This is a genomic window from Pseudomonas sp. GW821-FHT09A09 (assembly GCF_059418405.1).
This window is the reverse complement of sequence record NZ_JBWKPU010000044.1, coordinates 29,275-47,951: the sequence shown is the minus strand read 5'-3', so window position 1 is coordinate 47,951 and position 18,677 is coordinate 29,275. Positions and strand designations below refer to the sequence as shown.

Genomic DNA, 18,677 nt, shown 5'->3' with positions numbered 1-18,677 from the left:
CGGTATATCAGAAACAAATTAGCCAACTGACACACCGCTATCGCAGGCAAGCCAGCTCCCACAATTTAGAACTGTGTTGTTAGGTAGACTTGTACAAGAACAAGAGGCAGCTTTATGTCCGACATCCTCTGGCAACCCTCCCCGGAACGCATCGCCACCACGCGCATGGATCAGTTCCGCCGCTACATCAACGACCGCCACGGCGTGCAGCTCAACGACTACCCGGCCCTGCACCACTGGAGCATCGACCAGCGCCCCGACTTCTGGCGGGCCATCGTCGCGTTCTTTGACGTGCAATTTCGCAGCCCGCCCAGTGCCGTACTGATCGAAGACGCCGAGATGCCCAGCGCCCAGTGGTTTCCCGGCGCCACCCTGAATTTTGCCGAGCACCTGCTGCGCCGTCGCGATGATCACCCCGCCGTGATAGCAATCAGCGAAGACGGCCAGCGTGAACAACTGACCTACGCCGAACTCGCCGCCCACGTGGCCGGCCTGCAACAAAGCCTGCGGGCGGCGGGTGTGGTTCAGGGCGACCGCGTCGCGGCGTGCATGCCCAACACCTGGCAAACCCTGGTGGGCATGCTCGCCACCACCAGCCTCGGGGCGATCTGGTCCTGCTCGTCTCCAGACTTCGGCACCCAGGGCGTGATCGACCGGTTTGGCCAGATCGAACCCAAAGTGCTGATCACCTGCGCCGGTTACCGTTATGCCGGCAAGGAGATTGACCAAACCGCCAAGCTCAACGAAATCCTCGAACGACTGCCGTCTCTGGAACAGCTGATCATCGTGCCGTATACCCGGGCTCAGGCGCGGGTTGAGGATTATCAAACCCAGGCAACTGTCACGCTGTGGAACGACTTTTACCAACCCGGCGGCGAGCCGGATTTCGTCGCCGTGCCCTTCGACCACCCGCTGTACATCCTCTATTCCAGCGGCACCACAGGGGTACCCAAGTGCATCATCCACGGCACCGGCGGCGTGCTGCTCACCCATCTCAAGGAACACGGCCTGCACGCCGACCTGTCCCGGGACGACTGCCTGTTCTACTACACCACCTGCGGCTGGATGATGTGGAACTGGCTGGTGTCGGTGCTGGCCATCGGCGCCACGGCCGTGCTGTATGACGGCTCGCCCTTCCACCCGGGGCCCGAACGCTTGATCGACCTGATTGACGCAGAAAAGATCAGCGTGTTCGGCACCAGCCCCAAGTTCCTCGCCACCCTGGAAAAGGCCGGGCTGCAACCGCGTTTGAGCCATGATTTGGGCAGCCTCAAGGGGCTGATTTCCACGGGGTCGCCGCTGTCGCCCCAGAGCTACGACTATGTGTATCGCGAGATCAAAGGTGAGCTGTGTCTGTCATCCATGTCTGGCGGTACCGATATCGTCTCCTGCTTTGTGATCGGTAACCCCGTGCTGCCGGTGCGCCGTGGCGAGATGCAGTGCAAGAGCCTGGCGATGGCCATTGAGGTCTGGGACGATCAGGGCCAACCCTTGGTCGGTGAAAAAGGCGAACTGGTGTGCACCCGGCATTTCCCCGCCATGCCCATCGGCCTGTGGAACGACCCCGGCCAGCAGAAACTGCGCGCCTCCTATTTCAGCCAGTTCCCCGGGGTCTGGGCCCAGGGCGACTACGCCGAGCAACGCCCCAACGGCAGCCTGCTGATCCATGGGCGCTCCGACGCCGTGCTCAACCCCGGTGGCGTGCGCATTGGCACGGCCGAGATTTATCGCCAGGTGGAAAAGGTGCCCCAGGTGCTGGAAAGCCTGGCCATCGGCCAGCGCTGGCAGGACGATGTGCGGGTGGTGCTGTTCGTGCGCCTCACCGACGGCATCGCGTTGGATGAGGCCCTGGAACAGCAGATCCGCCAGGTGATCCGCGCCAACACCACGCCACGCCACGTACCGGCAAAGATCGTTGCCGTCACGGATATCCCCCGCACCATCAGCGGCAAGATCGTCGAGTTGGCGGTGCGCAACGTGGTGCACGGCGAGCCGGTAAAAAACACCGATGCCCTGGCCAACCCGGAGGCGCTTGAGCAGTTTCGTGACCGCCCTGAATTGGCGTAAAGATGAAAGGTTTCAGCTCTGATGCACTGATTTGAAGACAAACCCCCAATGCATGCTATTTTTCGGGGGTAGTCACTCACGCCCGGCACACGGGATAATGGGTGTTGTCATCTTTCAAAGCGTTACGCTCAGGGCTTTTTCATGAAGGACATCTCCACCGGTAGCGAGGCCGCAGCATTGATTGCGCGGCTGGACTGGGCGCAAAGCCCACTCGGTGCGGCCAACGATTGGCCACAAAGCCTGCGCACAGCCGTGGATATCGTCGTGCATTCCCCCATGCCGATGTTGCTGCTGTGGGGCAGCCACCTCACCCAGCTGTACAACGACGGCTTCGCCCAACTGGCGGGCAACAAGCACCCCGAGGCGCTGGGCCAGCCGGCGCACCAGACCTGGCCGGAACTCGAGGGCTTTACCGCACCCATCTATGACGCGGTGCTCAGCGGCCAGGTGCGCAGCTTCAGCGAGCAGCGCTTCGTGCTGCAGCGCAATAACCGCGACACCGAAATCTGGCTGGACCTGACCTACAGCCCGATCCGCGACGAAAGCGGCACCGTCGCCGGCATCCTCGTCACCGCCATCGAAACCAACGAACGGCGCAAGGCCCAACACAACACCGAACAACGCCTGCAACTCGCATTGGCTGCCACTGACGCAGTGGGCACCTGGGATTGGGACATCGGCGAAGACCGCTTCATCGCCGACGCGCACTTCGCCTACCTGCATGGTGTCGACCCGCAAAGCGCCGGGCTGCTGCCCATCAGCGACTACCTGCAGGGTGTGCACCCCGAAGACCGTGGCATGGTGGCGCGCAGCATCAAGCATTGCATCACCTTCGGCACCGAATACGCCGAGGAGTACCGCCTGTTGCAGGCCGATGGCCAGGTACGCTGGGTGTTTGCCCGGGGCCGCTGCTACAAGGACCATCAAGGCCGCCCGGCGCGTTTTCTCGGCGCTGCGCTGGACCTGACCGAGCGCAAGCACACTGAGCAGGCCCTGCGCCAAAGCCAGACCGAATTGCAGCTGATCATCAACGCCATGCCGGTGTTGATCGGCTATGTGGATCACGAGCAACGGTTTCGCCTGAACAACAGCGCGTACCTGGAGTGGTACGGCATGACGCCCCAGGAGCTGTACGGCAAGACCATCCGCGAAGTGCTCGGCGACGAGGTGTATGCCGGGCGCGCAGACAAGATCGCCGCCGCCCTCAAGGGCAAGGCGTGCAGCTTCATGACCATCACCCCGCACCGCGACGGCCGCCCGCGCCATGCGTTGATGAAGTACCTGCCGCGCTTCAGCAATGACGGCTCGGTGAACGGTTTCTACATCTTTGTGATCGACGAAACTGAACGCAAGCTCACCGAAGAAGCCCTGCGCCACCTCAACGAAAACCTCGAAGAACGTGTGGCCCAGCGCACCCAGGCCCTGGCCGAAGCCAACCAGCGCCTGCAAAACGAAATGTTCGAACGCGAGCGGGCCGAAGACGCCCTGCGCCATGCGCAAAAAATGGAAGCGGTGGGCCAGCTCACCGGGGGCATTGCCCACGACTTCAACAACATGCTCACCGGCATCATCGGCAGCCTGGACCTGATGCAGCGCTACATCGCGGCCGGGCGCAGCGATGAGATCGGCCGCTTTACCGACGCCGCCGTCTCATCGGCCCACCGTGCGGCCGCCCTCACCCACCGGCTGCTGGCGTTCTCGCGGCGCCAGTCGCTGGACCGTCGGCCGCTGGACCCGAACCAACTGGTGGCTTCGCTTGAAGACTTGTTCCGCCGCACCAAAGGCGCGCATATCACGCTCAAGGTGCAACTGGGCCACGACATCTGGCCGGTCAACACCGATGCCAGCCAACTGGAAAACGCCCTGCTCAACCTGGTGATCAACGCCCGCGACGCCATGCCCGATGGCGGCGAGCTGCTGATCGAAACTGCCAACAGTTACCTGGACGGTACCGACATCACCACCCTCGAACCGGTGAAGGCCGGCGACTACGTGATGCTTGGCGTGTGCGACAACGGCACCGGCATGGCGCCGAAAATCCTCGCCAAGGCGTTCGACCCGTTCTTCACCACCAAGCCCATCGGCCAAGGCACCGGCCTGGGCTTGTCGATGATCTACGGCTTTGCCCAGCAATCCGGTGGCCACGTGACCATTCACAGCGAACCCGGCCAGGGCACCTGCGTACGCCTGTACCTGCCGCGCCTGCATGGCACGGCGCTGGAAAGCAACCTGCCGGAGCATTCGAGCGAAGCGCCGCTGGCACTGGCCGGCGAGGCCGTAGTGGTGGTCGAGGATGACCCCGCCGTGCGCATGCTGGTGGTCAATGTGCTTGATGAGCTGGGCTACACCGCGCACCAGGCGGCGGATGCGCGCACGGCGTTGCCGTTGCTGGAGTCGGATTTGCGTGTGGACCTGCTGGTGACCGACGTGGGCTTGCCCGGCATGAATGGCCGGCAACTGGCGGAAATCGCCCGTCAGCACAGGCCTGGCCTGCGCGTGTTGTTCATGACCGGCTACGCTGAAAAAGCCGCCGAACGCCAAGGCTTTTTGGAGGACGGCATGGACATGGTGGCCAAACCATTTTCCATCGACCTGCTGGCCACGAAAATCCGCAGCATGATCAGCGTCGTCGAGTGAGTTCAGGCATAATCGCGCGCCCTTACGTTTGACCGTTGCAAGGTAACCCGCATGAAAGCCCTAGCCCGTCACATCCTGGTTAAAACCAGCGAAGAAGCCGAACAGCTCAAGCAGCGCATCGCCAAGGGCGAAGCCTTTGATGTGCTGGCCAAGAAGTACTCCACCTGCCCGTCGGGCAAGCGTGGCGGCGACCTGGGTGAAGTGCGGCCCGGGCAGATGGTGGGGGCAATTGATGCGGTGATCTTCAAGAAGCCGGTGAAGGTGGTGCACGGGCCGATCAAGAGCAAGTTCGGGTATCACCTGGTGCAGGTGTTCTACCGCGACTAAGGGGCTTGGCTGTAAACCGCTATCGCAGGCAAGCCAGCTCCCACATTGGACGGCGTACACCGATCAACTGTGGGAGCCGGGCTTGCCCGCGAACCGCCGCAGGCGGCCATTCAACGAGGAATCAAAGCCCCTGGAATCTGAATGACCCGACTGGCCAGCTGATGCCCGGCCAATGCAGCCTGTTCAGGTGAACCACCCTTGAGCCGACTCGCAAAGTACGCCGCACTGAACGAATCCCCCGCCGCCGTCGTGTCCACCACCTTCTCAACCTTCACCGCCGGCACCGCAAAGCGCTCCCCCGCGCAACGGATCAAACAGGCATCCGCCCCACGCTTAAGCACCACCTCAGCAATCGCCGGGTACGCCGCAAACACCTGCTCGCTGTCTTCATAGCCAAACAGCGCCCGCTCGTCATCTTCGGTCAGCAAGGCAACATCCACCTCAGCCATCACCTGGTGATACGCCGTGCGCGCAGCTTCAACAGACGTCCACAGGCGCGGCCGGTAGTTGTTGTCGAACACCACCTTGCCGCCTTGCCGACGGGTTTCGATCAGGGTTTGCAGCAGGCGCGCACGCCCGACTTCACCCAGCACCGCCAGGGTGATGCCGCTGAAATACACCACGTCATAGCCCGGCAGCGCCGCCAGGATCGGCTCGGCCGCCGGCGTGGTGAAGCAGTCGCGCACGGCGGCTTCGTTGCGCCAATAGAGAAATTTGCGCTCGCCGTTGGCGTCGGTCTGGATGCAGTACAAGCCCGGCAGGCGCCCAGGCAGGCGCTGGACCATGCCCAGGCCCAGGCCTTCTTCGGCCCATTGCTGGCACATGGCATCGCTGAAGCTGTCATCGCCCAAAGCGGTGACGTAGTCGACGCTGCCGGTGTCGCCCAGTTCACGGCGCAGGTACACCGCCGTGTTCAGGGTGTCGCCGCCGAAGCTTTGGTGCAGGCTGCCGTCGGCGCGGTGTTGCAGTTCGATCATGCATTCGCCGATGAGGGCGATGCGGGGTTGGGTGGTCATGGCAATGGTCTCGAGTGTTTTGGAGGGCCTCATCGCAGGCAAGCCAGCTCCCACAGTTGAAAGTATTCACAATTCAACATGTGGGAGCTGGCTTGCCTGCGATGGCCGCGACACGGTTTAGAAGCAGGTATGCAGAGACTCAATCACTTGCAACTGCTCATCCACCAGGCACCCCACCTGCCACTTGTCAAAGGTCAGGCACGGGTGGGAAGTACCGAACGAAATGATGTCGCCAATGCGCAACTCCACCCCCGGTGCCACGGTCATGAACGCATGCTGATCCATCACCGCCGTGACCTTGCACGCGCCGACGTCATCGCCTTCTGCCGGCAAAATACCGGCCTTGTAGCGCTTGAGCGGCACCGGCAGACCGGCGTCGTAGGCCACGTCGCGCTTGCCCAGGGCGATCACCGCAAACCCCGGCTCGGGCAACGACTGCACATGCGCCCAGACTTCCAGCGCCGGGCGCAGGCCTTCGTTCAGGTCACTGCGACGGTCGAGCACGCAGCATTGCGCCTCTTTGTAGATGCCGTGGTCGTGGGCCACATAACTTCCAGGGCGCAGCACGCTGAGGAAGCGGCCAGCGGCGTTCTGTGCTTCGAACGATTCGGCGATCAGGTCGTACCAGGCCGAACCCGAGGCGGTGACGATGGGCTTGGGCAGGTCGAAATGGCCGCTGTCCTGCAGGTCGACCGCCAGGCGCACCAGGCTTGCCGCGAACGCGCGGATACCGCTGATGGCGTGCTCGCCATGGATCACGCCTTCATAGCCTTCGATACCGGTGAGGGCCAGGGCCGGCTGGGCCTTGATTGCCCTCGCCAGGTCGCGCACTTCCTGCTCGCTGCGGCACCCGCAACGGCCGCCGACCACGCCGTATTCGATCATCACGTTCAGGCGCAGGCCACGGGCGGCGAAGAACAGGCCCAGGTCGGCGACGTTGTCCGGGTGATCGACCATGCAGTGAAAATCAAAATCCTTGTCGGCCAGCAGGTCGGCGATCAACGCCATGTTCGGTGCGCCCACCAGTTGGTTGGCCATCAGCACGCGTCGCACGCCACCGGCATAGGCGGCGCGGGTCTGCACGGCGTTGGCCAGGGTAATGCCCCAGGCGCCCGCCTCGATCTGACGCTGGAACAGCGCCGGCATCATGCTGGTCTTGCCATGGGGCGCCAGCTCGGCACCGCTGTTGCTGACAAACTGCTGCATCCAGCGAATGTTGTGTTCCAGGGCGTCGCGGTGCAGCACAAGGGCCGGCAAGCTGACGTCACGGACCAAGTGGGCACCGACGGCGGCGGCGCCTTTTTCAACGGCGTTGATGGCAGACATGAAATGCTCCTATTCGTTGATGCGACGGGCCAGGTTGTTGGCGCTGTCGATCAACACCCGGCGATAGTCGTTGTAGTTTTTGATCGCATCGGCCCGGGGTGCAACGATGCACAGGGTCGCGATGCTGATGCCTTGCGCGTCCCGTACCGGGGCGGCAAAGCAATGGGTAAAGGTGTCGGCCACGCTGTCGAAGGAAAAGAAGCCATCGAGGGTGGCCTGACGGATTTGCGCCAGGAAGGTTTCCAGCGGCAAGCGCTGGCCATCCGGCAGGATGAAGTCGTCGTAGTCGATCAGATCGATGATCTGCTGGTCGCTCAAGTGCCCGAGTAGCAGGCGCCCGGAGGCAGTCCAGGGGATCGGTGCGTTTTCGCCGATGTCGGAGGAAATACGGAAATGCCGCTCGCCTTCACGCATCAGTGCCACCGTGTATTTGCGCCCGTTGAGCAGGCACATCTGCGCGGTTTCGTGGGTTTGGCTGACGATTTCCTGCAAGGCGTGATCGGCCTCGCGGGTCAGGTCGAAATGGCGCAGGTGCGCCTGGCCCAGGAAGTACAGCTGGCGGCCCAGGTAGACGTGACCGTCCTTGCCTACGGTCTCGAGGATGCGGCGTTCAAGCAGCGACGCAACCAGCTCATAAACGGTGGACTTGGGGCTGCCAATGCCGCTGGCAATATCATTCGGGCGCAGGGGCTGGCCGATTTCCTTGAGAAAATCGAGGATATCGAACGCACGGTCCAGTCCCTTGGCGCGGCGTTTGATGGTGTCTTCGGTCATGGCAGTTTTCGGTCCGGTCATAGTGGTAATGCTGCACAGTGAACCCCTGTGGGAGCGGGCTTGCCCGCGATGGCGGCGGTTCAGTCACAAATGGATGCCTGACACTCCGTCATCGCAGGCAAGCCAGCTCCCACATTGGATCGTTGGCGGCCTTAAGGTCGGGGCAATTTAGCCTTTTTTCTTGTACGCCACGCAATCGATCTCCACCTTGCAATCGACCATCATGTTGGCCTGCACGCAAGCGCGCGCCGGGGCGTGTTCCGGGGTGAAGTATTCGCCGAAGACCTTGTTGAAACTCCAGAAGTCCCGTGGGTCTTCCAGCCACACACCGACGCGTACGACATCCTTCAATTCGTAACCGGCTTCTTCGAGGATCGCCACCACATTGCGCATGGTCTGCCGGGTTTGCTCGATGATCCCGCCGTTGATGATCTCACCGTCCACCGCTGGCACCTGGCCCGAGACGTAGAGCCAGCCGTCAGCTTCCACCGCACGGGCGAAAGGACGGGGTTGGCCGCCGCCGGCGGTGCTGCCGGTGCCGTAACGAGTAATGCTCATAAAAAAGTGCTCCTGATTAAAAACGAATGTTCTTGAGAAATTCCGCCAGGCGCGGCGATTGCGGGCGTTCGAAGATGTCCTTCGAGGTGCCCTGCTCTTCAATGCGGCCCTGGTTCATGAAAACGATCTTGTCGGACACCTCATAGGCAAAGCGCATTTCGTGGGTGACCAGCAACATGGTCATGCCCTCTTCCGCCAGGCCCTTGATCACACTGAGCACTTCACCCACCAGCTCCGGGTCGAGGGCCGAGGTGACTTCGTCGAACAGCATCAGGCTCGGGTTCATCGCGATGGCGCGGGCAATCGCCACACGTTGTTGCTGGCCGCCGGAAAGCTGGCCGGGGAAATGGTTGCGACGCTCCAGCAGGCCGACGCGGTCCAGCCATTTTTCGGCGAGGGCCACGGCTTCGTCCTTGCCCATCTTCTTGACCTTGAGCAGGCCGAGGGTGACGTTCTGCAAGGCGGTCAAATGCGGGAACAGGTTGAACTGCTGGAACGCCATGCCGGTCATCGCGCGGTGCTGGGCGATCACGCGTTCGGGGTGACGCACGCGCTTGCCGGCGATTTCGCTGTAGCCGATGGACTCGCCGTCCAGGGTGATCTGCCCGCCCTGGAATTCTTCCAGCAGGTTCACGCAGCGCAGCAGCGTGGTCTTGCCCGAGCCGCTGGAGCCGATCAACGTCACCACGTTGCCGCGTTGCATGGACAGGTCGACGCCCTTGAGCACTTCGACCTGGCCGTATTGTTTACGCAGGCCGCGGATATTCAGCAGCGGTTGGTTGGTTTGAGGTTGGTTCATGGCAAGGCCACCCGCTTTTCAATGTAGCGCCCGAATAACTCGATGGCGTAGTTGATGACAAAGAACATAAAGCCTGCGAACAGGTAGAACTCCAGGGTCATGAAGGTGCGCGCGATGACTTGCTGGGTACTGAGCAGCAACTCGGCCACGCCGATCACCGAGAGCAAGGTGGAGGCCTTGACGATTTCCGTGGAGGAATTGACCCAGGTCGGCAGGATCTGGCGCAGTGCCTGGGGCAGCAGCACGTAGCCCAGGGACTGGTAGAACGTCAGGCCGATGGCCTTGCCCGCCTCCAGTTGCCCACGGGGAATGGCTTGCAGCGCCCCGCGCACGATTTCCGAAACGTGGGAGCCGCAGAACAGCGTCAGCCCGACGGCACCGGCCTGGAACGCGGTGATTTGCCAACCGAGCGCCGGCAGCATGTAGAAACACGCCAGCACCAGCACGAACACCGGGGTGCCACGGATCAGGTCGACGTACAGGCGAAACGGCGCACGCATCCAGAACTTGCCGTAGGTCAGGATCAACCCGGCGACAATGCCGATAAGGGTGCCGAAGATAATCGCCAGGGCCGACACATAAACACTGGCCTGAAAGCCCGCCCACAGGGTATCCCGGGCGATCCACAACTCATGCAGCCAGCTTGGGGACTCGTACATGACAGCCCTCCTTAACGACGGATCGCCAGACGCTGTTCCAGGTAACGGAGCAGCATGGCAATGAGGTAACAGGCAGCCACGTAGAGCGCGGTCGTGACCAGCCAGGTTTCAATCACCCGGTAGCTTTCGACGTTGATCTTGCGGGCGTAATAGGTCAGCTCCGGCACTGCGATGGCAGCGGCCAGGGAGGTGTCCTTGAACAGCGAAATGAAGTTGTTCGACAGCGCGGGCAACACGTTGCGCAGCATCACCGGCACGGTGATGTAGGCGCGGATACGCCACTCGCCCAGGCCGATGGCCAAGCCGGCTTCACGCAACCCCTTGGGGATGTTCAGCAAGCCTGCGCGGAACACTTCGGTGAGGTAGGCACCGGCGTACAACGACAGGGTAATGATGAAGGACGGGATTTTGTCGAGACGGATCCCGAGGGACGGCAACGCGAAGTAGATCAACAGGATCAGCACGAGGATCGGCGTATTGCGGATCACCGTCACGTACACCGAGGCCAGCACACGCAGCGCCCGGTGTTTGGACAGCATGGCAAACGCCATCATCAGGCCGATCACGCAGCCGATGGCGATGGACAGCAGCGCCAGCTCCAGGCCCAGGCCGAGCCCCGCCAGCAAGCTGGGGAAGTCGCGCCACACGGCGGCAAAGTTCAACTGATAGTTCATGGTGGGCAGTACCTGAATGGGGCGCCGTCAGCGACGCCCCAGCGTTTACGATTTACTTGAACTCAACCGGGAAGCCGATCGCAGGTTCCGGCAGGTCTACACCAAACCATTGCTTGAACGAGGCCTTGTAGGTCGGGAACTCCACACCGGTCATGGCTTCATGCAGCGCGGTGTTGACGAAGTTCAACCAGTCCTGGTCGCCACGCTTGACGGCACACGCGTAGGTCTGCGGGCTCCAGGCATAGACCGGGCTGCGGTAGCGGCCTGGGTTCTGCACCATCAGGTATTTGACCGAGGACTGGTCGGTGGCGGCGGCATCGGCGCGACCGGAGTTCACGGCCTGGTACATCAGGTCGACGCTGTCGTACTGGTCGACCTTGGCTTTAGGCAAGGCCTGGTGCACCAGTTCTTCGGCATACACGTTCTGCAGCACGGCCACGGTGACGCCATCACCCCCCGCTTGCAGGTCTTCGATCTCTTTGTACTTGCTGTTGTTCGGCAACAGCAGGCCCACGCCTTCGCGGTAGTACGGCAAGGTGAAGGCCACTTGCTGCGCACGGCTGGCGGTGACGGTGATGAACTGGCAACTCATGTCGACCTTGTCGGTCAGCAGGTTGGGAATACGCGCGTCGGAAGACTGCACCACAAACTCGACCTTGCTCGGGTCGTTGAACAACCCTTTGGCCACGATGCGGCCGATGTCGATATCAAACCCCTGCAACTTGCCATCCGCTCCCTGGAAGTGCCACGGCGCATTGGTACTGCCTGTACCCACGATCAGGTGCCCACGCTTGAGCACATCATCGAGCTTGCTGTCCGCCGCCTGCACGATGCTGGCGAGGGAAGCCGATGCGGCGAAGAGAAAAACACACGCTTTAAACACGGAAGGTCGGTGATGCATGACAAGCACTCCAGGAGTTGTGTATTCCGCTATACCGGAACTTAGTATGTAACAACGGAATAGACAGCAGAAAGTGTGCCACACGCCGTAACAGAAAAATATGTCAGGGATAAATTCGATATAAATCAGTGAGATAAATACTTTCGCCAGACAAGGCGTTACGCCAGCACCGCGCAACCGATTGCTACCAGAGGCCCCACGCCCCGGTGACAGCCCCAAACGAGTGCGCCACAACGGTGTTACCGCGCACGATCTCAGTGCACCGGCATGCGTGGAAAAATCGACGCATTGCGCTAGCCTCAACGCAATATTGAACACACCACCTCTGTAGGAGCCGGCTTGCCGGCGATGATGCGCATAACCTGACGGAACGCGGCGCCCATACGTTATTCGCCGGCAAGCCGGCTCCTACAGGGGACGATTAGATGAGGAACCTGCTTTGATGAAATTCGGCATTACCCTGCTGGTGCTTTCCCTTCTCGTGGCAGGCAATGCTTCAGCCAGCAACGACCGCCGCCAATGCAAAGAGGAGTTGCGCAAGCTCAAGGACGCTTTCAGTACTGACTACACCAGCCAGAACCACCACGGCTATCGCCGAGCCAAGGCCTCTCGGGACAATGAGGAATACCGCAAGTGCGCAAGCCAGGCCCGCAAGGCGCGTGAACGCATCGAGCGTGACAAAGAAGCGTGAGTGTCGATACCTGTGAAGGTTGACAGTAGACGATCGGTGCTCCCCCCATTAGCGTGAACCGCGTTACCGCATGGAGCACGCCAATGAACTACGTGAACGCCGTCGTCGAAGACAAAGCCGCATTCGAACGGGAACTGGATACACCGCTGCCGGTGTTCGTCCTATTCGTCTGCGAGGGTTGCGCAGCATGTGAGGAGGCTTTGCCAAGGTTTGTCAAAGCGGCTGACGCACGCAAGGGCAAAATCAAGGTATTGATCCTCGACTGTGCGAATACGCCCCGCCATCCGAATGTCGAACGCGTTCCAACGCTATTGATCTACCAAGACCGCAACCTGATGAAGACATTTGAAGGAATCAGCGACCGGACGCTCTTGCAGGCATTTGGCGGGCACGCCTGACCAGTCTTGGATTGGCGAGACCCCGGCCAGCGTCTACGCTGCTCAATGCCGTCTCAGCCGATCCAGGGTCAGCAATGTTCAAGACCATTGAAGCCGAAGTTCTCAAGAAACACCCCTCGCCCGCCCTGAAACTCGAGTTCGCCCAGCATGATTTTGAGCGACTCAAGCCCTTCTGCCTGCTGATCTATATCGCCAGCATCTGCATCTGGCTGGTCTTCGACCTGATCGTCAGCTTTCCGGGGGGCCAGGGTTTCACCGGGCTATCGATGCTCTTTCTAGCACTGTTGACCATCAACACCATTACCCTGGGATTTACCCGCAACGCCCAACACTTCCAATGGATCAACCTGGTATTCGTCGCCATCATCGCCCTCGGCACGCGCTTGCTGATCGAAGGCTTGCCAATGGACCTGCACCCCAGCTGGTTGATCCTCGCGGCGTCGAGCATCCTCTACAGCGCATCGGTGTTACCACTCAAGCATTGGTCGTTTGTCACGACAATGCTGATCACCTGGGCGTTGCTCAATCCGTTTTACCTGGCCCACCTTTCCCTGCTGGAAGTGCGCGGCGCCCTGGTGACGTTCTATTCGGTGTTTCTGACCTTCCTGACGCTCTACAGCTTCCTGAAACTGCGCCAGGCCAAACTGCACAACTTCATCATGTCCAGGCTGCTGCTGGACCAGGCTTACCTCGACACCCTCACTGAAATTCCCAACCGCCGCTCGTTCATGACCAGCGCCGGCAAGAAACTCAGCCAACAGCCCAAGGCCCACGATCACTACCTGGCGATGATCGACATCGACAACTTCAAGAAAGTGAATGACGTATACGGCCACGACATCGGCGACGAAGTACTCAAACGTGTGGCCCAGGACATCAAGGCGGTGATGGTTGACTTCGACTACGCGCGCCTGGGCGGCGAAGAGTTCGGCATCTACCTGGCAGGCGTGCGCAAAAGCGACGTCGAGCAGTTGGCCACCTTGCTCTGCCGCCGCGTGCGCGAAGAACCGACCCAACACCCGGTGACCATCAGTATCGGCCTGGCCCGGGTGGAGGACGGTGAGACATTGAACCAGGCGCTGATCAAGGCGGATCAGGCGCTCTATATTTCAAAGCATGAGGGCAAGGACCGGTTTACGTTTCACGCGCCATGAGCACTTGGATTACGCGCCGCTCTTCCACCGCCGCCACGGTCAGGCGCCAGCCCTCGTGCACCAGGCTGTCGCCCACCACCGGCAGGCGATCGAGCAGGCTCATCACCAGGCCGGCCAGGGTCTGGTAGTCCTCGGTTGCCACGGCCTGGAAGCCGGTACGTTGGCGCACCTGGTTGAGGGTCAATGCGCCATTGGCACGAAAACCTTCACCTTCCTCGACGATGTCCGGGCCTTCGATTTCGCTGGCGTCGGGCAACTCACCGGCGATGGATTCAAGGATGTCGGTCATGCTCAACACGCCCATGAAGTCACCGAATTCGTTGATCACGAAGGCGATGTGGGTGGATTCCTGGCGCATCTGCTCCAGGGCGTTGAGCACCGAGAAACTCTCCAACAGGTTGACCGCACGACGTGCCAGGTGCTCCAGGTTCGGTTCATTGCCGGCCAGGTATTCCTTGAGCAACTCTTTTTTGTGCACGAAGCCCAAGGGCTCGTCCACGGCACCGTTGCGGATCAGCGGCAATCGCGAGTAGGACGAGTGCATCAATTTGCGTCGGATCGTCTCCGGATCGTCTGCCAGATCAATACTGTCGACCTTGGCCCGCGGCGTCATCAGCGTGCGGATCGGGCGTTCGGCCAGTTGCAGCACACCACTGATCATCACGCGCTCGCGTCGGTCGAACAGCGGGCCTTGCGCAGCATCCGGCTCGCCGAGCAGGTCGGCCACCTCCTCACCCACCTCTTCCACCGCCAGGCTACGGCCGCCCAGCAAACGCATCACTGCGTGGGCGGTACGTTCACGCACCGGCAACACGCCTTGAGCAGATTTCTTGCGACGGGCGCGGGCGATCTGGTTGAAGCCTTCGATGAGGATCGAGAAACCGATGGCCGCGTACAGGTAGCCCTTCGGAATATGGAAACCCAGGCCTTCGGCGGTCAGGGCAAAACCGATCATCATCAAGAAGCCCAGGCACAGCATGATCACCGTCGGGTGGGCGTTGACGAAACGGGTCAGCGGCTTGCTCGCCACGATCATCAGGCCAATGGACACGATCACCGCGATCATCATCACCGCCAGTTCGTCCACCATGCCCACGGCGGTAATCACCGCGTCGAGGGAGAACACCGCGTCAAGCACCACGATCTGCGCCACAATCGGCCAGAACATCGCGTAAGCCACGTTACCCGTGCGCTGGGCCACATGGCCCTCAAGACGCTCGTGCAATTCCATGGTGGCCTTGAACAACAGGAACACACCACCAAACAGCATGATCAGGTCACGGCCGGAGAAGCTCTTGTCGAACACCTCGAACAGTGGCTGGGTGAGGGTCACCAACCAGGAAATACTCGCCAACAGGCCCAGGCGCATCAGCAGTGCCAGGGACAAACCGATCAACCGCGCACGGTCACGCTGCTCCGGTGGCAGTTTGTCCGCCAGGATCGCGATAAACACCAGGTTGTCGATGCCCAGTACCAGTTCCAGCACAATCAAGGTCAACAGGCCGAGCCAGGCCGTTGGATCCGCTAACCATTCCATTTATAGAGTCTCTATGTTCAAGGTGTTCAGAATGCCGGGCACGGCAATGCGCGATCAGTGGACCGGGACAAGGTTAGCAGGCGGAATACGGGGTGTTTGAGCGGGAACAGCAACAGTGGATGTCTTGGGGAAAGACGACTGGGAGGCTCCGAGAGGGTGTTCATGCAAGTCCTGAAATGACAAAAGGACTTGAATCGTACAGTCGAAACACAAATTTCCTACAACGCAAAACTATTACAAGATCTGTAAACCGCCCTCTCAACTCCCCTGCTGCCCCTGTGGGAGCCGGGCTTGCCCGCGATGCAGGCGACTCGGTACATCCGGTAGACCGAGGTGATGCTATCGCAGGCAAGCCAGCTCCCACAGAGGAATGAAAACCGCCGTCTCTCGGGGGCGCGATTCCACCAAGGACCTGGTGGCAAAAATCGGCCGAGCCAGCCGCCTGGGCGAGCGCTCGCTGGGGGTACTGGATGCGGGGGCGGTGTCGTGCTGCCTGATCCTTACCCGGCTGGCAGACTCGGTGCAGCCGCGGCTGAGTGTTTGACCTGCTGGATATACCGCGCCACCGCCGGCGCTTTCTCGAAGCGCCGGTGAATCAGCGACAGCCACGACGACGCGTCATTGCCCTGGATGCTGCGGTACACCACGCCCGGCAGGCTCACATGCCCCACCATAGACGCCGGCACCACCGCCACGCCCTGCCCCAGCGAGACCAACGCCACCACCGCGACCAGCCCGCCCGGTTGCGGCCCCAGGCGCGGTGCAAAACCGCCCAGGGCAGCCACGTGCAAGGTGCCGCTGATCTGCTCGGGCAAGATGAAGGTTTCGTTTTGCAGGTGCTCGCAGGCGATGGCTTTCAACCCCAGCAGCCAGGAGCCCTGGGGCAAGGCGAGCACAAAGCCTTCGCTGTCCAGGCGCACGGCCTCGACACCTTCGGGCAGGGTCATGGGTGAACGGATATAGCCGATGTCACAGCGTCCCTCCGCCACGGCGCCAGGCAGCGTGGCCATCGCGCATTCGCGCACATTCACGCTCACGTCGGGAAACGCCTGGCTGAACGCCTGCATCTGCTTTTGCAGCAGCCCGGAATACACCGCCGACGCGACGTAACCCAATTCGATATGGCCGATTTCGCCGCGTCCGGCGCGCTGGGCATTACGCTGGGCGAATTCGAACTGGCGCACGGTGGCTTGTGCCTCGATCAATAACGCCGCGCCGGCCTCGGTGAGGCTGACTTCGCGTTGCTGGCGGACAAACAGACGTGCGCCCAACTCGGTTTCCATGTCCTGGATCTGCCGGCTCAAGGTCGGCGGTGCGATGCCCAGTTGCTCGGCGGCACGGGTGAAGTTGCGTTGCCGGGCAACGGCGAGGAAGTAGCGGAAATGGCGGATTTCCATCGCAGGATTAGCTCAAAGGTAATGAAGTGCTTCTCGGCAGCTAACAAAGGTCCGCAGCGCCGGGGATAAGCTTGTATTACCTGAACATTAGAGAGCCCTTGCGATGATCGTCAACTTCCATTTCCACATTGCCTATCAGGTAATTCAATCATGAGCCGAGTCAGTCCTCGTTTGACGCTACTCACGGCTTCCGGCGTTTGTTCGCTGATCGTGCTCGATACCAATATCGTCGCAGTGACCCTGCCGAGTATCGCCCGCGACCTGGGCGCCAATTTCGCCGATATCGAGTGGGTAGTGAGTGCCTACATGCTGGCCTTTGCTGCACTCTTGCTACCGGCCGGCAGCCTGGCCGACCTTTTCGGCCGCAAGCGTTCGCTGGTGTGGGGACTGAGTATTTTCATCCTGGCCTCACTGGGCTGCGGGGCGGCGCCGAATGCGCTGTTCCTCGACATCGCTCGGGCGGTCAAAGGTGTGGGCGCAGCCCTGTTGCTGACGTCGGCACTGGCCTCCATCGGCCACACGTTTCACGATGAAGTGGAGCGCGCCAAGGCCTGGGCTTTCTGGGGCGCGTGCATGGGCGTGGCAATGACGGCCGCGCCGACCCTGGGTGGTGTGATCACTCAGTACCTGGGCTGGCGCTGGATCTTCTACCTCAACCTCCCTGTGGGGCTGGGCTTGATGCTGCTGGTGCTGCGCGCCATTCCCGAATCGCGCGATACCCAGGCCGCACGGCTAGACCCGTGGGGCAGCCTGGCATTCAGTGCCAGTTTGCTGTGCCTGATCTGGGGGCTGATCGAGGCCAATCGCATCGGCTGGGATAACCCGCAGACCTACGCACGCCTGATCGGTGGTGCGCTGCTGCTGGGGGTGTTTGTGCTGGTCGAACGCATGCAGCAACGCCCCATGGTGGACTTGCTACTGTTCCGTCACCCTCGCTTTATCGGCGCCCTGCTCGGCATGTTCGCCTACGCCGGATGCGCCCAGGTGATGATGACGTTGCTGCCGTTTTACCTGCAGAACGGCCTGGGCTTTTCCGCCATCGCTTCAGGCCTGGGCATGCTGCCCTTTGCCCTGACCATGCTGATTTGCCCCCGCATCGGCGCACGCCTGGCCGGGCGTTTTGCGCCGGCAACGATGATGGCGACCGGCTTGACCCTGGTGGGCGGCGGCAATTTGCTGAGCGCCTGGGCGGTCAATGCAGGCGGCTACCTCCCCTTTGCCCTGGCGATTGCCGTGACGGGGGCCGGTGCGGGGCTGCTCAATGGCGATACCCAGAAGAACATCATGGCCTGTGTGCCCCGCGACCGCGCCGGCATGGCGTCGGGCATGAGCACGACCATGCGCTTCAGCGCGATCATGCTGGCGATTGGTGTGTATGGGGCGTTGCTGAGCAGTCACAGCGAACAGTTGCTGGGTGCACACATTGACGTTCAGTGGCAGGCGCAGGTGGCGGGCATTGCGTCGCGGGTGGTGGCGGGCGATATGCCGGCGGCCATGGGGTTGTTGCCGGAATCGGCTCGGGCGGTGGTGCAACCGCTGGCGCGGCAGGCATTTGTGGGTGGCTTCAGCGGGGTGTTGTGGGTGGCGGGCGTGTTGGGGTTGCTGGGGGCGCTGGTGGTGGGGACGTTGATGCGAAACCCTATACCCAACGCACCCATACTGACGAAACCAGCCCTGTAGGAGCCCGGGGGGGGGGGGGGGGGGGGGGGGGGGGGGGGGGGGGGGGGGGGGGGGGGGGGGGAGGGGGGGTGGGGGGGGGGGG

At 61.7% G+C, this 18,677-nt stretch carries 17 protein-coding genes and 1 pseudogene; 8 read left to right on the top strand and 10 right to left on the bottom strand.

Annotated features, from left to right (window positions below):
• Positions 1-114: 114 nt before the first annotated feature.
• The 3 genes from AC07OV_RS27190 (at position 115) to AC07OV_RS27180 (ending at position 5,031) form a co-directional block, all read left to right on the top strand.
• Positions 115-2,067 (top strand): acetoacetate--CoA ligase, encoded by a 1,953-nt coding sequence (locus tag AC07OV_RS27190; protein ID WP_495093338.1) that lies wholly within the window; start codon positions 115-117, stop codon positions 2,065-2,067.
• Positions 2,068-2,208: 141 nt separating this feature from the next.
• Positions 2,209-4,704, top strand: coding sequence for a PAS domain-containing hybrid sensor histidine kinase/response regulator (locus tag AC07OV_RS27185; RefSeq protein ID WP_495093337.1), 2,496 nt, complete (start codon positions 2,209-2,211; stop codon positions 4,702-4,704).
• 51 nt (positions 4,705-4,755) lie between these two features.
• Entirely contained in the window at positions 4,756-5,031 is a 276-nt protein-coding gene (locus tag AC07OV_RS27180; protein WP_060752567.1) for a peptidylprolyl isomerase, read from the top strand.
• Between the two features lie 110 nt (positions 5,032-5,141).
• On the opposite strand, the gene AC07OV_RS27175 is transcribed toward AC07OV_RS27180, so the two are convergent.
• The 8 genes from AC07OV_RS27175 to AC07OV_RS27140 form a co-directional block, all read right to left on the bottom strand.
• On the bottom strand, positions 5,142-6,047 hold the full coding sequence (locus tag AC07OV_RS27175; RefSeq protein ID WP_495093336.1) for a sugar kinase: 906 nt from the start codon (positions 6,045-6,047) through the stop codon (positions 5,142-5,144).
• A 117-nt stretch (positions 6,048-6,164) separates the two neighbouring features.
• The gene (locus AC07OV_RS27170; protein WP_495093335.1) at positions 6,165-7,373 is read right to left on the bottom strand and encodes an amino acid deaminase; all 1,209 of its coding nucleotides are present in this window, start codon (positions 7,371-7,373) and stop codon (positions 6,165-6,167) included.
• Between the two features lie 9 nt (positions 7,374-7,382).
• Complete coding sequence (locus tag AC07OV_RS27165; protein ID WP_106580124.1) at positions 7,383-8,147, bottom strand: IclR family transcriptional regulator; 765 nt, start codon at positions 8,145-8,147, stop codon at positions 7,383-7,385.
• A 168-nt stretch (positions 8,148-8,315) separates the two neighbouring features.
• On the bottom strand, positions 8,316-8,705 hold the full coding sequence (locus AC07OV_RS27160; protein ID WP_032896881.1) for a RidA family protein: 390 nt from the start codon (positions 8,703-8,705) through the stop codon (positions 8,316-8,318).
• A gap of 16 nt (positions 8,706-8,721) precedes the next feature.
• Entirely contained in the window at positions 8,722-9,504 is a 783-nt protein-coding gene (locus AC07OV_RS27155) for an amino acid ABC transporter ATP-binding protein (RefSeq protein WP_065907741.1), read from the bottom strand.
• Positions 9,501-10,163 (bottom strand): amino acid ABC transporter permease, encoded by a 663-nt coding sequence (locus tag AC07OV_RS27150; protein WP_016976586.1) that lies wholly within the window; start codon positions 10,161-10,163, stop codon positions 9,501-9,503. Before AC07OV_RS27150 ends, AC07OV_RS27155 begins: the two co-directional genes overlap by 4 nt.
• A gap of 11 nt (positions 10,164-10,174) precedes the next feature.
• Positions 10,175-10,837 carry an amino acid ABC transporter permease gene (locus tag AC07OV_RS27145; RefSeq protein ID WP_176995730.1) on the bottom strand — a complete coding sequence of 221 codons (663 nt, stop codon included), beginning with the start codon at positions 10,835-10,837 and terminating at the stop codon, positions 10,175-10,177.
• Positions 10,838-10,889: 52 nt separating this feature from the next.
• Positions 10,890-11,738: a transporter substrate-binding protein gene (locus AC07OV_RS27140; RefSeq protein WP_176995729.1), complete on the bottom strand. Its 849-nt coding sequence runs from the start codon at positions 11,736-11,738 to the stop codon at positions 10,890-10,892.
• Positions 11,739-12,180: 442 nt separating this feature from the next.
• Between AC07OV_RS27140 and AC07OV_RS27135 the strand changes: the two genes are divergently transcribed.
• From AC07OV_RS27135 to AC07OV_RS27125, 3 genes are all read left to right on the top strand, one after another.
• Positions 12,181-12,429, top strand: a complete 249-nt coding sequence (locus AC07OV_RS27135; RefSeq protein ID WP_495093334.1) for a hypothetical protein — start codon at positions 12,181-12,183, stop codon at positions 12,427-12,429.
• Positions 12,430-12,512: 83 nt separating this feature from the next.
• Positions 12,513-12,827 carry a thioredoxin family protein gene (locus AC07OV_RS27130; protein WP_495093333.1) on the top strand — a complete coding sequence of 105 codons (315 nt, stop codon included), beginning with the start codon at positions 12,513-12,515 and terminating at the stop codon, positions 12,825-12,827.
• Between the two features lie 74 nt (positions 12,828-12,901).
• Positions 12,902-13,981 (top strand): GGDEF domain-containing protein, encoded by a 1,080-nt coding sequence (locus AC07OV_RS27125; protein WP_494999038.1) that lies wholly within the window; start codon positions 12,902-12,904, stop codon positions 13,979-13,981.
• On the opposite strand, the gene AC07OV_RS27120 is transcribed toward AC07OV_RS27125, so the two are convergent.
• Positions 13,962-15,518, bottom strand: a complete 1,557-nt coding sequence (locus AC07OV_RS27120; protein WP_495093332.1) for a TerC family protein — start codon at positions 15,516-15,518, stop codon at positions 13,962-13,964. The genes AC07OV_RS27125 and AC07OV_RS27120 overlap by 20 nt on opposite strands.
• 370 nt (positions 15,519-15,888) lie before the next feature.
• On the opposite strand from AC07OV_RS27120, the pseudogene AC07OV_RS27115 reads away from it, so the two are divergent.
• Positions 15,889-16,062, top strand: a pseudogene (locus AC07OV_RS27115) (dihydroxyacetone kinase family protein); the annotation flags it as partial.
• Here AC07OV_RS27115 and AC07OV_RS27110 read toward each other — a convergent pair.
• A complete protein-coding gene (locus AC07OV_RS27110; RefSeq protein WP_494999039.1) occupies positions 16,019-16,915 on the bottom strand; it encodes a LysR family transcriptional regulator in 897 nt (298 codons plus the stop codon). The pseudogene AC07OV_RS27115 and the gene AC07OV_RS27110 sit on opposite strands and share 44 nt — an antisense overlap.
• Positions 16,916-17,065: 150 nt before the next feature.
• Between AC07OV_RS27110 and AC07OV_RS27105 the strand changes: the two genes are divergently transcribed.
• On the top strand, positions 17,066-18,595 hold the full coding sequence (locus AC07OV_RS27105) for an MFS transporter (RefSeq protein ID WP_495093331.1): 1,530 nt from the start codon (positions 17,066-17,068) through the stop codon (positions 18,593-18,595).
• The last annotated feature ends 82 nt before the right edge of the window (positions 18,596-18,677 follow it).